We start from the raw sequence: 16,378 nt of genomic DNA on the forward strand, positions 1-16,378 counted from the left end.
ACAATCCAAAGCATAGTCATGTGAAATTTGCATATTCTTCCAAAACGCTCCCCTCAAGTTATAGTTGGCCGGCTTTTTGCTTTAAGAGAGATATATTTTCCTCTTGCTAAAATTGATGACTTATGTGGCTAAAGCTCAAGCGTAGTTTATTTTTACAGGTTCTTTGTGCTCTATTCCTTGGAGTTGCAGTTGGAATCGGTTTCCATGATTTCTCCCTATCTCTCAAGCCATTAGGTGATGGTTTTATTTCTTTAATTAAGATGCTTATTGCACCAATTGTGTTTTGTGTTGTTGTACTGGGAATCTATGGTGCAAATGACATAAAAAAAATGGGCAAAGTCGGTGCAAAAACCATTCTTTATTTTGAAGTGGTTACTACTATTGCCTTAATTTTAGGTATTATTGTGGCCTATGTATTTAAACCGGGCGTCGGTATGAATATCGATATTAGCCATTTAGATGCAAAAGATTTAAGTACCTATACCGAACGTGCCCATGAAATGCATACAGGTTCGGAATTTCTACTCAATATTATTCCAAAAACCTTCACTGCTGCTTTTGCAAACGGCGATATTTTACAGGTTTTATTGATCGCTATTTTATTTGGTGTTTCCCTACTTTTAATTCCTAAACATTTAGCAGAGCTGGTACGTCAAGCACTTGAAGCTTTTTCAGAAGTCTTCTTTAAAATTATGGGACTTATTATTCGTTTAGCTCCAATTGGTGTATTCGGTTCAGTGGCTTATACGACTGCCAAATTTGGTTTAGATTCACTCTTACAATTGGGTTATTTAGTCTTACTGTTTTATGCAACCTGCATTTTATTTGTCGTTATTGTTTTAGGTTCGATTTTAAAACTTGCTGGTCTCAATATTTTCAAATTTGTGGGCTATTTTAAAGATGAACTCGCTATTGTTTTAGGTACTGCTTCTTCTGACTCTGTTCTTCCACAAATTATGAAAAAACTCAAAAATTTGGGAATCAAAGATTCCACTGTAGGGTTAGTCATACCTACAGGTTATTCTTTTAATCTAGACGGGTTTTCAATTTACTTAACGTTAGGGGTGATCTTTATTGCACAGGCCTGCAATATTGATTTGTCTATGCATGACTTACTGGCTATTTTGCTTGTTTCGCTCATTACATCTAAAGGCGCTCACGGTATTCCAGGCTCGGCTTTAGTTATTCTTGCAGCCACACTTTCAGTGATACCAAGTCTCCCTGCAATTGGCTTAGTGCTTCTACTTTCAGTCGACTGGTTTATTGGAATTATTCGTGCCTGTACCAACTTAATTGGTAACTGTGTCGCGACCGTAGTGATTGCTCACTGGGAAAAAGATATTGATCATGCTCAAGCTAAAGCTGTGTTAGATACAAAACCTTAAATCCATTATGAGAACATTGAATTACTTTTTGTTTAATGTTCTCTATTCTTCAAGCTGACAGGCAAGTAAAGCTGTTTCAAAAGCCAACCAATCATGGTTATGTTCGCTAATGATTTCAATACGATTATCAATGCCCTCTTCACCTGACTTATAATTAAACTGATCAGGATTAAAGTTAAAAACTTTCCACCCTTGATCTGTGTTAAAAATTCCCTTAATTCGAAGCCAGTCTTGCTGCGCACATAATAAATCTAGCAAATTATAAAAATCGAATTTCCAGCGTTTAGGTAATTTCCAACCTGCCACAATATAGCCTTGTGCCGACTCGACATAATGATAAGGTAATTGATTAATTTCCTTCTTAACCTCGGTTTCAGTCATTTGTTTTTGAAGTTTCAGTAAAGGTTGTATAGATCGCTCAGTTAAACGAGCAGCTACATCAATTTTATTTAACGCTAACTGACCATGTTCAATTTTAATCCACTCTTGATGATAAGGCTGGTATTCGTCTTTTAATAGCTCAAGCGCCTGATCATCTTCAAAAGTCATCACATCGGTATGTGACACCACCACAATTTGGGCAGCTTTTAACTGATCTTCATAAAGGTTTTGTTTAACCCAATTAGTATCATGCAAACGACTACCATCGACCACCGTAATCAACGCTCGCATGGCTAAACTACTTTGCCAATGAGGTTCAGTCAGTTGGTCAAATAACTGAGAAGGATGCCCAAGTCCAGTCGGCTCAATAAAGAGTCGATCTGGCTTTTGTTCACTCAATAGCCGTGCTAAAGCAATATGCATAGGTAATTGACTGCTACAACATAAACAACCACCTAATAGTTCTTTGACTGCATATCCCTCATCTTGGGGTAAGAGTTGTTGGTCTACTCCAATTTGCCCAAATTCATTCATTAATACAGCCCACACCTCATCTTTAGGTTTCTGACTTAATAAATGCTGTAATAATGTGGTTTTTCCTGCCCCTAAAAAACCAGAAATAATATGGGTGGGAACAGTTTTTTGGGCAATCAGTTTCACAAGCGGCTCAAATCAACAAGGTTTAAAAAAACTAAGAAAGATATATCACTGTTTAAGTAGCATGAAAATGATTTTTCACTTTGAAGATATACTTTTCAATTATCAGGCCAAAATAGTTAATATGTGACATACATCTCATTTAAAATCTATATTAACTCTGGATAATTATAATTCAAACGGAATATTCTATTTAGGCGCATTCACAATTCATGCCAGAGTGTTAGGTTTACGTAACACAGTTGGCTTTTTTTTACTCGATAAGAAATATTTTTTCACATTTTGAGGTGTATTTAAGCCCTTTTATTTTACAGATTGCTCACATAAATGACCCGTATATTTCATATTGTTAAGATAGCCGTAATAGATTGTTAAGTTAATTGATGTAATACCAAGCTCGGCTTAGCATGTGTCCTAGCTTAGTCATTCAGCCATACAGGTTTCAGGTATGTATGAACGATTAGGTTTAATTTATTTTTAAATGAAATTTAAGGATGCCATAAAATGAAATTAGCTAAAACTTTACTCGCTACTACACTTGCTTTAACTGCTGCTTCAACTTTTGCTGCTTCTAAGCACGACCAAGCACATAACACTGCTGGTGAAGAAAAAGTTGTTGTTTCAACTCAAGAACAAGCAAACACTGCAAATGCTGCATCTGATGCTGTAGGTTCTGCTTCTGAAGCTGCTCCTGCAACTCGTTAATTCTCTCAGCATTCTCCTCCAAGCTCAGAGATAATTTTACTGAAATGAAAAATGGACGCTGAATTTTGGTAAAGAAGAAAAAGGATCGAACCATGCTGCGGTTCGATCCTTTTTTAATTTGATCTATTTTTTTAAGAAGTTTTCTTATACATGCTACAAGATGGGTTGTGGTTTTCTTGAAGACGTAAAACCTTACGATACTCAGCAGCTTCAAAGCGGCAACGCTTCCATTCTGTATTGAGATTTAATTGAGGTACTTCACATGGCTTGCCCTGTTCATCAACAGCAACCATCGTGAAATAACAGCTATTGGTATGGCGCACTGTCCGCTTCTGGATATTTTGCGCTTCAACACGGATACCGACTTCCATTGAAGTACGACCTACATGGTTCACACTTGCCAAGAAGGTTACCAACTCACCTACATAAATAGGTTCTTTAAAATTTACTTTATCTACAGATAAAGTCACCACGTAGCCACCCGAATAACGACTTGCGCAAGCATAAGCGACTTGGTCTAGTAGTTTTAGAATCGTACCACCATGAACATTACCTGAAAAATTTGCCATATCAGGCGTCATCAAAACTGACATCGTCAATTCAGACTGATCATCAGTTGCTGTGGTCATTTCATCTAATGTAGGCATAGCTCAACTCTGTCTTAAAACAAGCTCAGTCAACATTATGGTTGATAATTCACAAAAAAAACATGCTTAAATCCATAACATAGCATCGTATTTTTTAATATCTTTGATTGTTTTTAAAAATTTAATTTTTTAAGGCACTATTTTTAAAGTTATTTTTTAAAGCTGTTCTATTTATCTTAGAATTTTTTAGAAGATGCTATGCCATTTTATTCCATGTTCAATGGCATAGCAGGTTCTTATGAGTGACTTGCTAAACTTTATTAATGACGCCTGTTACACCATTAATAATCATATCAATGGCGATCGTACCAATTAATAAAGCAGATAAACGCCCGACAATATCAAAATAACGGTCAATATGTTTGGCATGTTTATAGCGTAAATGATCATGTGAAAATTTCATCAAAATCAAAATACTGCAAGTTAAAAACAAGGTGAAGGCAATTACTAGCGCTGCCTCACCAATTGACATTTCAATCCCTGTGACTACCGCAGCGCTAATAGTCCCTGGGCCAATCATAAACGGCATGGCAATGGTGCCAGCCAGATGTTCTGGAGCACCACGCATTTCTCCAATGGTGTCGGCACCCTGAAACACATAGCGGTAGCCAATCACCAAAAAGATAAGACCTCCAAAAATCTGAAAGGCTTCAAAACGTACATTCAGATATTTACTAAAAATTGTTTCGCCGCCCCATGCAAATAGCATGAAGACGACAAAAGCAATCAAACTTCCCTGAATCAGTGCTTTATTAAACACCTTAGCTTCTGAATGGCGAATCAGGCCAATCATATAAATGCTCATTAAAAATGGATTGAGCAAAGAGAAAAATAAAGCAAAAGAATGTAGATAAGGAGAAGCCATGCATTTTCCTCTTAAGCTTGTGGATCTGGGAACAATGGACGATTCCCGGGGCTAATACGATTAATATGTAAGAATGTCATATGTCTTTCATATTTATCTAAAATATCGTTAATGACCTGTTCTTTACTGTAACCGACCAGATCGTTATCTTGAGAGCCATCATAAAGATAGGTTTCAAGTCGGAAATAGAACTGTTTGCCTCGTTTTACACGCTGGCTAAAGTTCGGCGCGCTATAGCGTACAGGCCAGATCTGATAAACAAAGTTTTGCTCTTCTTCCAAATGGATAGTGAGATCTAGATGGTAAAGCGTATCTTCATCTTCAAGCGGGGTTTGCTGCACGTCCACATTCATACCCTGCTTAATCAACTCATCAGCAACAGCCTGAACAGCTGGCAAACACACCGTATCTAGCATGCGGTGTGTTTCAGTGGTTCCCGGATGATGCATCACTCGAGTTAAACGCTGTTTCCAGTTCAGAATATCAACGTTTCCTACGACTGGCGCTGCATTCATACTGCGACTAGCATGCCTGTAATCTTCAAGTCTGAGTGACTTATAAAGCCCTGCCATCACAAGGAACATCACAAAACTAAACGGTAAACCCATAATAATAGTTGCGTTTTGCAAGGCGGTAATACCGTTGGTCATGAGCATGGCTAATGTGAGTAAACCAATCGCCACTGCCCAAAACACGCTTAACCAACGTGGAGCATCATTATCAATATTAGTAAGTTTAGTCGTGAAGTTACCTAAAACCAGCGCTCCCGAATCGGCAGAAGTCACGTAGAACAAAAGCCCTGTTACGGTGGCAATTGAAGCGATAAAGGTAAAGCCCGGATATTGCGCTAACAGGTCATAAAAACCATGAGCCGGATTTGCTAACACCGTCGCTGCTAAGGTTTGGTTGCCTTCAAAAATAACGCTATGCAATGCGCTATTACCAAAAATAGATAACCACGTAAGTGTAAATAGAAGTGGAATAATTAAGGTACCGCATACAAACTCACGAATGGTACGCCCTCTTGAGATACGTGCCAGAAAGAGTCCTACAAATGGAGACCAAGCAATCCACCACGCCCAGAAGAAGAAAGTCCAACTACTCATCCACTCTTTAGGCTGTTCAAAAGCAAAACTTTGTAATGCTAAAGCAGGGAAACGAGTTAAATAGTCACCAATATTTTGGACAAGGGCATTGAGTAAAAACTCGGTATTTCCCAAGAATAAAATAAACAGCAATAACCCGACCGAAACATAAATATTGATTTCAGATAAAATCCGCAGGCCTTTATTGACCCCGGATGTCACCGAAATAACGCTAATACCGACCGCAACAGCAATCAGGATAAATTGCATCCAGATATTTTCTGGTAACCCCAATAACACATGTAGGCCATAATTCAGCTGTACTACTCCAATCCCGCAGGTCGTCGCAATACCAAAAATTGTCCCGATCACGGCAGCTGTATCAACACTATGCCCAATTGCCCCATTAATTCTTTGTCCAAAGATTGGATAAAGTGCAGAACGAATGGTAAGCGGCAAATTATAACGATAGCTGAAATATCCCAATGACATACCAATCAAGGCATACATACACCAGCCAGTTAAACCGTAGTGAAACAATGTCCAAACCATACTTTGGCGTGCTGCTTCATAGGTTTGCCCTGCTCCGACCGGAGGTTGCATGTAATGAGATAGTGGTTCAGCGACCGAGAAGAACATGAGGTCGATACCAATACCCGCCGAGAACAGCATGGCAGACCAACTGAGTAAACTAAACTCAGGCTTTGAATGCTTAGGTCCTAATTTAATGCTGCCATATCTTGAGCAGGCAATAAAAATCACGAAGGCCATATATAGTGTTGCCGCAAGCAGATAATACCAACCAAAGGTTGAAGTTACCCACTGAAGCACAGCATTCATGACTCGATTTGCAAAATCGTTGAACAAAAACGTGACGAGAGAAAAAATTAAAATAAGTACAGCTGAAAAATAAAAAACCACACGGTTGAGCGGGTCTTTTTTAGATTTAGATAATGTTAAATCATCAACTGCTCTTGGATTATCTGTTGCCATACAATCCTCAAGGAATAAAATAAAAACAAAATATTTAATTTCGTCTTTTCACTCTTATTGAAAACAATGAAAAGACGACTTTAAACGCAAAAAATAATATATAGATGTGATCGATTGAGGTTATAAAACCTCGGTCACTTTATCCTGGTCACAATTCGATGGGACTGAAATGTCTTTTGAAACAGCTAACTGTTTTTTCACTAATTGAGGGTCAAAATCATCTTGCTTTAACGCTTTGGCTAAACCAAACATATAGAGCAAAATAATGACTGAAAATGGTAAACCACATAACACCACAGCACTTTGCATGGAGTTAAAACTACCGGCTAAAAGCAAGCCAATACTTACAATGGTAATTACCACAGACCAAAAGACGCGTAACCAGATCGGTGAATCACTATCATTGGTGCCCCCTTTTGAGGACAAATTAGCGATCATTAGTGTACCAGAGCCAACTGGTGTCAAAAATAAAACGAAACAAATTACAACAACAATACCCGCAACGTAAGGATTAAACGGCAGATATTCGAGTAATTTAAATAAAGATAATGCTGGATCAGTTAAGACCATATCACCTAATACTTTCTGTTTTTGCTGCAAGATTAAATAAATTGCAGTGTTTCCAAAAACCGAGATCCAAGCCAGTGTAAAGCCGAGTGGAATCAGGCATACACCTAATACTACTTCACGAATGGTACGTCCTTTTGAAATGCGGGCAATAAACATACCGACAAAAGGCGCCCAAGCAATCCACCAAGCCCAATAAAATACAGTCCACGAACCCAACCAGCCACTGGCTTTTTGATTGTATAAATACATATCAAAACTTTTACCAATAAAATTATTGAGATAATCGCCCGTATTTTGCACCAGACCATTTAATAAATGATTTGTAGGACCTGTTAAAAATACAAATAAAAGTAAGGCATACAGCAGACGTAAATTAATACGCGACAACCATGCCAAACCTTTTTCAATACCCACCACTGTCGTAATCGTAGCAACGAACATCATGATGAGCACGGCAGTAATTAAAGTCGCAGAGTTATCTGGAATTTGCGGCAGTAAGTAACAAATACCCGATACAAGCACCAGCGCTCCAATTCCCAAGTTGGTGACCAAGGAAATGACCGTCGCTAAAATTCCAAAGCCATCCACAAAATCACCCACCAAGCCATGCACTCGCTCTCCAAAAATTGGGTAAAGCGCCGAGCGAAGTGCCAATGGTAAGTTTTGTCTGAAAGCAAAATAACCTAAAGTAACTCCGAGCAATGCATAGAGCACCCAGCCATGAATCCCCCAATGCAAAAAGCTATACGTCATCGCATTACGGGCTGCTTGAATCGTTCCTGCCTCACCTTCTGGTGGTCTTAAAAAATGGTCAACAGGTTCGGCCACACCATAATAAAGTAGCGCAATACCAATCCCTGCCGAAAACAGCATTGAAGTCCAAGCCAAATAGCTAAACTCAGGTTTGTCGTCATCTTTTCCTAAAGGAATCTGTCCTACTTTTGAAAAGGCGAGCCAAGCGACAAAGCCCAGACACAGCACAATAACCAACATGTAATACCACCCGAAAAAGTGATTTACTTGCTCTTGTACATAGGTCAACCAAAACTGACTTTTTTCTGGAAACAGCACAAAAAGTAGGCCAAAAATGCCGATACTGATGGCTGAACTCCAAAATACGAAACGATTTAACCGAATATGGTCTGAAGAATATCCATCACTTTTCAACACCATCTTATTGCTCCTTGCAATCGGTGTATTTTTCTCAAAATAACGTGATAAGTAATGTACTTATGCGCATCATCCTATCCTTTAGAACCTTTGATTTCACTTCTTTCTTTTTAGAAGCATGTTCAAAAATTCATTGATTTTTACATATCATACTTGTTATTGATTGAACGTTCAATCAATAACAAGTATGATAAAAAAGTGCTATGATGCTCTGCAAGTTAACATGTTGAATTTTAAGCACCACTAAAAGTGCTGATGTGGACAACCATGACAAAACGCAGAGTAAAACCAGAACATGTGCGACGTGAAGAAATCATGAACGCTGCACTCGACGTAATTTATGAAGTGGGGTTATCCAATACCACCATTGCACAAATTGCAAAAAAAGCCGAGCTGTCGACCGGCATTGTCAGCCATTATTTTGGTGACAAACAAGGGTTGATAAATACCTGTATGCAAGAAATGTTAAATGTTCTGCGTCGTAAAACCGAACAGTACAGAGCAGAAGCAGATTCGCATCCAGAGAGCCAAATTAAGGCCATTATCGACTCTAACTTTGACATTAGTCAGGTCAATGAAAAAGCAATGCGGGTCTGGTTGGACTTTTGGTCAGCAAGTATGCATGTACCAGACTTAAGCCGCTTGCAAAAGATTAATGATCAACGCCTGTACTCCAACTTAAAGTTTTATTTTCTTAAGTTAATGGATGAACAACAGGCCAGTGTTGCCGCTAGAGGTTTGGCAGCATTGATTGATGGATTATGGTTACGAGGCAGTTTAAGCCGTCATAACGAATTTGACAGCAACCTTGCTCGTTCCATTGCTTACGATTATGTACAAACGCAATTGCAATTTGCGAACAAGCCTTTGCAGGAGAGACAAAATGAGTGATGTACAAGTTCATCAATTGTATATCCATGGACGCTACGTTAAAGCAACCAGTGGTAAAACATTTAATAGTATTAACTCTGCCAACGGCGAGACAATCGCGACTCTTCAACAAGCTTCTGAACAAGATATTGAAGCTGCTGTACAAAGTGCCCAACAAGGACAAAAAATCTGGGCTGCCATGACTGCCATGGAACGTTCACGTATTTTACGTCGTGCTGTCGACATTCTTCGTGAACGTAATGATGAGCTTGCCCGTCTTGAAACACTCGACACAGGTAAAGCTTTTAGCGAAACATCTACAGTCGATATTGTGACTGGCGCAGATGTACTCGAATACTACGCAGGACTTGCAACAGCCATTCAAGGTGAACAAGTTCCACTTCGCGAATCAAGTTTCTTTTATACACGCCGTGAACCATTAGGTGTAGTTGCTGGTATTGGGGCTTGGAACTATCCAATTCAAATTGCTCTATGGAAATCTGCCCCTGCCCTTGCTGCGGGTAATGCCATGATTTTCAAGCCAAGTGAAACCACTCCACTCACTGCATTTAAACTTGCAGAAATCTATACAGAAGCTGGCGTACCAGACGGCGTATTTAACGTGGTGCAAGGTGCGGGTCGTGAAATTGGACAATGGCTGACTGAACATCCCGTGATTGAAAAAATCTCATTCACTGGTGGTGTGGAAACTGGCAAAAAAGTCATGGCAAGTGCTGCGGGCTCTACGCTTAAAGAAGTGACTATGGAACTCGGTGGTAAATCTCCACTGATTATTTGTGAAGATGCTGACCTGAACCGTGCCGCAGATATTGCCGTTATGGCAAACTTCTTTAGCTCAGGTCAGGTATGTACCAACGGTACACGCGTATTTGTTCCAAAATCACTTTTAGCCGACTTTGAAAAAGCGGTTGTAGAACGTGTAAAACGTATTCGCATTGGCGATCCAATGGCTGAAGATACAAACTTCGGACCGCTCACTAGCTTCCCTCATATGGAAAAAGTGTTGTCCTTCATTGAGTCAGGCAAACAACAAGGCGCTAAAGTGTTAATTGGCGGTGGCCGCGCAACTGAGGGCGAACTTGCCAAAGGCGCTTATGTACTACCGACAGTATTTAGCGACTGCACCGACCAGATGGCGATTGTTCAAGAAGAGATTTTTGGACCTGTCATGAGCATCTTAAGCTATGAAACCGAAGAAGAAGTCATCCGTCGTGCCAACGACACCACCTTTGGTTTAGCTGCTGGCGTCGTTACCCAAGACATCAGCCGTGCTCATCGCATTATTCACCAAATTGAAGCTGGTATTTGCTGGATTAACACTTGGGGTGAATCACCTGCCGAGATGCCAGTCGGTGGCTACAAACAATCTGGTGTGGGCCGCGAAAATGGCTTAACTACGCTTGGGCACTATACTCGTATCAAATCTATTCAAGTTGAACTTGGCGATTATCAAAGCATTTTTTAATGTCTCCATCGCTTTAAACACTTCAACCTAAATCACATATGCCGAGCAGTCTTTATAGATTGCTCAGGCAAACTGTTAGTAAAAAAAGGATAGTTATGAATATTAAAGAATATGATTACATTATTATTGGCGCAGGATCTGCCGGAAATGTACTCGCTGCGCGTCTTACTGAAGACAAAGATACCACCGTTTTACTCTTAGAAGCGGGTGGACCAGATTATCGCTTGGATTTCCGTACACAAATGCCGGCAGCTTTGGCCTACCCTCTTCAAGGCCGCCGCTATAACTGGGCCTACTTAACCGACCCTGAGCCACACATGAATAACCGTCGTATGGAATGCGGTCGTGGTAAAGGTTTAGGTGGCTCATCTTTAATTAATGGCATGTGCTATATCCGCGGTAACGCAATGGATTTAGAGCAATGGTCAACTCATAAAGGCCTTGAAAACTGGTCTTATGCAGATTGTTTGCCTTACTACAAAAAAGCCGAAACCCGTGATATTGGTGGCAACGACTACCATGGTGATAGCGGTCCAGTATCCGTTGCTACACCTAAAAATGGCAACAATGTACTGTTCCATGCCATGGTTGAAGCTGGTGTACAGGCAGGTTACCCGCGTACTGATGACTTAAACGGTTACCAACAAGAAGGCTTTGGTCCAATGGACCGTACGGTAACCCCTAAAGGTCGTCGCTCAAGCACTGCACGCGGTTATTTAGATATGGCAAAAGGTCGTCCAAACCTCACTATCTTGACCCATGCTACAACCAATAAAATCTTGTTTAATCAAAAGCAAGCGATTGGTGTTGAATACATTATTGGTGCTGACCAAAACAACTTACAACGTGCCTTGGTTAAACGCGAAGTATTACTTTGCGCTGGTGCAATTGCGTCACCACAAATTTTACAGCGCTCAGGTGTGGGTCAAAGTACCTTCTTAAAATCAATGGACATTGATGTGGTTCATGATTTGCCGGGTGTAGGTGAAAACCTACAAGACCATTTAGAAATGTACTTACAGTATAAATGTAAGCAACCTGTTTCTTTATACCCCGCCTTGAAATGGTATAACCAACCTGCAATTGGTGCCGAGTGGTTATTTAACGGTACAGGCATTGGTGCAAGTAACCAGTTTGAAGCAGGCGGATTTATCCGTAGTTCGGATGAGTTTACGTGGCCAAACATCCAATACCATTTCTTGCCAGTTGCCATTAACTACAACGGTAGTAATGCAGTGAAAGAACATGGTTTCCAAGCTCACGTCGGTTCAATGCGTTCGCCTTCACGTGGTCGAATCAAACTTAAATCAAAAGATCCGTTTGAGCATCCAAGTATCTTGTTTAACTACATGTCGACCGAACAAGACTGGCGTGAGTTCCGTGATGCAATCCGAATCACTCGTGAAATCATGCAGCAACCCGCACTTGATCCATATCGTGGTGAAGAAATTAGTCCGGGCAAACATTTGCAAACCGATGCAGAGCTTGACGACTTTGTTCGAAACCATGCAGAAACAGCTTATCATCCGTCTTGTAGCTGTAAGATGGGTGAAGATGAAATGGCTGTTGTAGATGGTCAAGGTCGTGTACACGGTATGAAGGGTTTGCGTGTAGTTGATGCCTCAATTATGCCGCTAATTATTACCGGTAACTTAAATGCAACCACCATCATGATTGCCGAGAAAATTGCAGACCAAATTCGTGGACGTGAAGCGTTACCACGTTCAACTGCACCGTTCTATGTAGCATCATAAAATCTGAAAGGGCATATTTCTTATGCAGAGATATGCCCTTAATTTAATCTTTATAGAACCAATATTAATAAGAACTATGTATGACAGAAAATAAGCGCCTGCGAAGAGCTTATTTACATAAATAGAGTATGAAATAAAAATTAATCGATTTTTATAGGCAAATATTCTTCAATTGATTTAACTTTAATCAAATCTAAATTATTATTTAAATTTCAAATATTTATACAATAATAATAAACTTAAATTATCTTATCAAAGCTCAATTTGGTTAAATATAAATCATATTTATGATTTTGATGAACCCCATTTATTATAAAAATTGTCTTGTCAATGCAAAATTAGTCTAAAATATAGAGTGTTTGCGATAATCCCAAGTAATTTTTATTTTTTTCAAGACTCTCTGTTTTAGAGAGTTTACTTTCGCATTTATATCCTTTTTGTCTGGATACGCTGTCTAGGTTTCCTCACACCTTAAGTGACTCAAATAACTTATTTTAAGGTCCCCCTTACATGAAAAAGTTTTTGAAATACCTTCTGGTATTAATCATTCTTATTTTAATTGCAGGTATTGCATTCTTGTTTAGACCAACAACGTCAAAACAAGTTGAAACTGCAAAAGATGAGCCAGTAGTTGATGCTGTTCTTGTTGGCGGCGGCATCATGAGTGCTACTCTTGGTACTTATTTAACTGAGCTTGAACCAAACTGGCAAATTCGTATGTTTGAGCGTCTTGACCAAGTTGCTCAAGAAAGTTCAAACGGCTTTAACAATGCCGGAACAGGCCACTCTGGCTTTATGGAAATGAACTATACCGAAGAGAAAAACGGTAAGATGGAAATTGCCAAAGCTGAAAAAGTTGCTTCTCAATTTGAAGTTGCTAAACAGTTCTGGTCATATCAGGTAAAACAAGGCGTTTTAGCTGAACCGAAATCATTTATTAATCCAGTTCCGCATATTGCTTTTGTTTGGGGCGATAACGTTCAGTTCTTAGAAAAACGTTATGCTGCCATGATTCAAAGCCCGTTGTTCAAAGGTATGAAATTTACTGAAGACCCTGCTGTTATTAAACAATGGGCACCTTTAGTCATGAATGACCGTGATCCAAGTCAAAAAGTTGCCGCGACCCGTATGGATGTTGGCTCTGACGTAAACTATGGTTCAATCACTAAACAATTAGTGGGTCATTTAAATCAAAACCCGAATTTCAAATTACAGACATCAACTGAAGTGACTGGCATCAGCCAAAATGATGACAAAACTTGGACTGTGTCTTTCAAAAATTTGAAAACTGGTAAAGTAGATCACGTTAAAACACGTTTTGTATTTATCGGTGCAGGTGGTGCAGCAGTTAAATTATTGCAACTTACTGGTTTACCAGAAGCTAAACAATATGCTGGCTTCCCTGTTGGTGGTGAGTTCTTAATTACAGACAACCCAAAAATTACTGCTGAACACACAGCGAAAGTATATGGCCGTGCTGAACTTGGTGCGCCTCCAATGTCTGTACCACATATTGATACACGTTATATCGACGGTAAAAAATATGTATTGTTTGGCCCATTTGCAACGTATTCAAACAAGTTCCTGAAAAATGGTTCTCAGCTTGATTTACTTGCATCAACCAACAAAAACAACGTTTTACCAATGACCACTGTTGGCTTGGAAAACCTTGATCTTGTTAAATACTTGGTTAGCCAAGTCATGATGTCAGATGAAGACCGTCTCAATGAACTTCGTAAATACTACCCAGATGCGAAAGCTGAAGACTGGCGTTTAAGCCAAGGTGGTCAACGTGTTCAGATCATCAAAAAAGAACCAGGTAAACCTGCAACGCTTCAATTCGGTACAGAAATCTTTGCGTCTAAAGATGGTGCTGTAACTGCATTGTTAGGTGCGTCTCCGGGTGCTTCGACTTCTCCATACATCATGCTTAACTTGCTTGAAAAAGCTTTCCCTCAGCAAACTGAAGGTAAGTGGAACCAGAAGCTTCATGAAATTGTAGTGTCTTATAAACAAGACTTAAGCAAAGATCCTGTGTTACTCGACAAAGTTCGTCAGTACACAAGTTCTACACTTGGCTTGAACTATACATCTCCGTTCAAAGCTGCAAACGATGAAACTGCTGCTGCCCCAGTTGCAAAAGCAAACTAAGTTTGACGATGTATAAATAAAATTCCAAAAGGATGAATTTCGATTCGTCCTTTTGTTTTTTAAGACCTCAGCTGAGATATTTAGATTCACTATGACGCCTTTAAAATCATCACCTCGCCTTTTGTCATTTGGTTTTAAGCTCGTGCTTTTTTTGCTGCTGGCTTATCTTTTGCTAAGCGGTTTTTATATATGGATGATTGGTGGTACAGCAATTTACATCAGCTCAGCCGTACTACTTGCCATCACCGCTTATGCATTTAAGCTCGGTAAATATCAAAAGCTATGTTCTGTTTTAAATCTGCTCATCAGTGCAGCGGCGTTATATTTCAGTAATGCTCATTTATTTTTCTCCCCTGTTCAATTCATTATATTTTTACCTGCCTTATTTTTTGTACTGTTAGCTTTTGCTCGCCTAGAAAAAGTTCGCAGCTTATCTAAGGTTTTATTATTCATTAGTTTATTGATTTGGTCAGGCATACATTTTATGCAACTTGAACAACTTAAAGCGTATTATAAAACGCAGCACACTGGCGAAAGTTGGCAGCAATTTGGCGCGTTATAAGATCATTTTTTATTCAATGTGTTCAAATAAATACCTCATCTTTTTCACGTGAAGTTCATCAGTAAAACTGAACATCGTCTACAGAAATCCTCTTAAGAAAAAATATTCATAACAATCTAATTTATTTAGAAATATATCGAGCATATTCGCGATTGAACACAATCCATCTACACGCTAGATTAACTCAAATATTTTTTCTCCCTTTATGTTGTAATTTATGAAGATTTTAGATGGCGGTTTAGGCCGTGAATTGGCCCGTCGTGGCGCTCCGTTTCGTCAACCAGAGTGGTCTGCTCTCGCGCTCATTGAAGCACCAGAAACAGTAAAAGAAGTACATCTTGATTTTATCAATGCTGGTTCAGAAGTGATTACCACCAATAACTATGCTGTTGTGCCATTTCATATTGGTCAAGAACGCTTTGAAACCGACGGTGTACGTTTAATTAAAGTTGCGATTGAACAAGCAAAAAATGCGGTTAAAGAAAGCGGCAAAAATGTCAAAATCGCAGGCTGCTTACCACCATTATTTGGTTCTTATCGTGCCGACCTGTTCCAACCTGAACAAGCTAAAAGCCTTGCTGAGCCGATCATTAACACATTGGCACCAGAAGTAGATTTCTGGCTCGCTGAAACCCAATCGTGCTTAAAAGAAGTTGAAACGGTACATGCGCTATTACCACAAGATGGTAAGGACTATTGGGTGTCATTTACGCTGCAAGATGAGATTAAACAAGAACAAGCCCTACTTCGTTCAGGCGAAAATATGCAGCAAGTGGCTGAGTTCATCAAACAATCCAATGCCAAAGCAGTGTTGTTTAACTGCTGCCAACCTGAAGTGATCTTGCAAGCAATTAATGAAATTAAAGGACTCATTCCAGAGTCAGTGCAGATTGGTGCTTATGCCAACGCTTTCCCACCGCAAGATGAAAGCGCTACTGCCAACGATGGTCTGGATGAAATTCGTAAAGACTTAGATGCTCCAGCTTATCTAGGTTTTGCCAAGCAATGGCAACAAGCAGGTGCAAGTTTAGTGGGTGGTTGTTGTGGTATCGGACCAGAACACATTGCTGAACTTTCACAATTTTTTAAAGAATAAA

General features: G+C 39.6%; 13 protein-coding genes. 8 read left to right on the top strand and 5 right to left on the bottom strand.

From position 1 onward, the window contains the following. Positions 1-122 precede the first annotated feature (122 nt). Entirely contained in the window at positions 123-1,385 is a 1,263-nt protein-coding gene (gene dctA, locus KIP84_RS13835; protein ID WP_033848541.1) for a C4-dicarboxylate transporter DctA, read from the top strand. A 42-nt stretch (positions 1,386-1,427) separates the two neighbouring features. Here the strand turns inward: dctA and KIP84_RS13840 are convergent, their stop codons facing one another. Further along, positions 1,428-2,426 carry a GTP-binding protein gene (locus KIP84_RS13840; RefSeq protein WP_213688753.1) on the bottom strand — a complete coding sequence of 333 codons (999 nt, stop codon included), beginning with the start codon at positions 2,424-2,426 and terminating at the stop codon, positions 1,428-1,430. 501 nt (positions 2,427-2,927) lie between these two features. Between KIP84_RS13840 and KIP84_RS13845 the strand changes: the two genes are divergently transcribed. Then, positions 2,928-3,128: a hypothetical protein gene (locus KIP84_RS13845; protein ID WP_000761577.1), complete on the top strand. Its 201-nt coding sequence runs from the start codon at positions 2,928-2,930 to the stop codon at positions 3,126-3,128. A gap of 131 nt (positions 3,129-3,259) precedes the next feature. On the opposite strand, the gene KIP84_RS13850 is transcribed toward KIP84_RS13845, so the two are convergent. The 4 genes from KIP84_RS13850 to KIP84_RS13865 all read right to left on the bottom strand — a co-directional run bounded on the left by KIP84_RS13850 (position 3,260) and on the right by KIP84_RS13865 (position 8,461). Further along, positions 3,260-3,775 (bottom strand): acyl-CoA thioesterase, encoded by a 516-nt coding sequence (locus KIP84_RS13850; protein WP_213688754.1) that lies wholly within the window; start codon positions 3,773-3,775, stop codon positions 3,260-3,262. A gap of 250 nt (positions 3,776-4,025) precedes the next feature. Then, positions 4,026-4,640 carry a MarC family protein gene (locus KIP84_RS13855; RefSeq protein ID WP_002117499.1) on the bottom strand — a complete coding sequence of 205 codons (615 nt, stop codon included), beginning with the start codon at positions 4,638-4,640 and terminating at the stop codon, positions 4,026-4,028. A gap of 11 nt (positions 4,641-4,651) precedes the next feature. Then, positions 4,652-6,718 (bottom strand): choline transporter, encoded by a 2,067-nt coding sequence (locus KIP84_RS13860; protein WP_033848536.1) that lies wholly within the window; start codon positions 6,716-6,718, stop codon positions 4,652-4,654. Positions 6,719-6,838: 120 nt separating this feature from the next. Then, positions 6,839-8,461 carry a BCCT family transporter gene (locus KIP84_RS13865; RefSeq protein WP_213688755.1) on the bottom strand — a complete coding sequence of 541 codons (1,623 nt, stop codon included), beginning with the start codon at positions 8,459-8,461 and terminating at the stop codon, positions 6,839-6,841. A 264-nt stretch (positions 8,462-8,725) separates the two neighbouring features. On the opposite strand from KIP84_RS13865, the gene betI reads away from it, so the two are divergent. The 6 genes from betI to KIP84_RS13895 all read left to right on the top strand — a co-directional run bounded on the left by betI (position 8,726) and on the right by KIP84_RS13895 (position 16,377). Next, a complete protein-coding gene (gene betI, locus KIP84_RS13870; protein ID WP_005070763.1) occupies positions 8,726-9,349 on the top strand; it encodes a transcriptional regulator BetI in 624 nt (207 codons plus the stop codon). Then, positions 9,342-10,814, top strand: coding sequence for a betaine-aldehyde dehydrogenase (gene betB, locus KIP84_RS13875; protein WP_213688756.1), 1,473 nt, complete (start codon positions 9,342-9,344; stop codon positions 10,812-10,814). The genes betI and betB overlap by 8 nt, the downstream gene beginning before the upstream one ends. A 95-nt stretch (positions 10,815-10,909) precedes the next feature. Continuing rightward, positions 10,910-12,568, top strand: a complete 1,659-nt coding sequence (betA, locus tag KIP84_RS13880; protein ID WP_086400188.1) for a choline dehydrogenase — start codon at positions 10,910-10,912, stop codon at positions 12,566-12,568. Between the two features lie 510 nt (positions 12,569-13,078). Next, on the top strand, positions 13,079-14,719 hold the full coding sequence (gene mqo / locus KIP84_RS13885; RefSeq protein ID WP_068930621.1) for a malate dehydrogenase (quinone): 1,641 nt from the start codon (positions 13,079-13,081) through the stop codon (positions 14,717-14,719). A gap of 91 nt (positions 14,720-14,810) precedes the next feature. Beyond that, complete coding sequence (locus KIP84_RS13890; protein WP_213688757.1) at positions 14,811-15,281, top strand: hypothetical protein; 471 nt, start codon at positions 14,811-14,813, stop codon at positions 15,279-15,281. 217 nt (positions 15,282-15,498) lie between these two features. After that, complete coding sequence (locus KIP84_RS13895; RefSeq protein ID WP_005803054.1) at positions 15,499-16,377, top strand: homocysteine S-methyltransferase family protein; 879 nt, start codon at positions 15,499-15,501, stop codon at positions 16,375-16,377. Position 16,378 lies beyond the last annotated feature (1 nt).

Source organism: Acinetobacter sp. BHS4 (assembly GCF_018454425.1).
GTDB classification, from domain to species: Bacteria; Pseudomonadota; Gammaproteobacteria; order Pseudomonadales; family Moraxellaceae; genus Acinetobacter; species Acinetobacter pittii.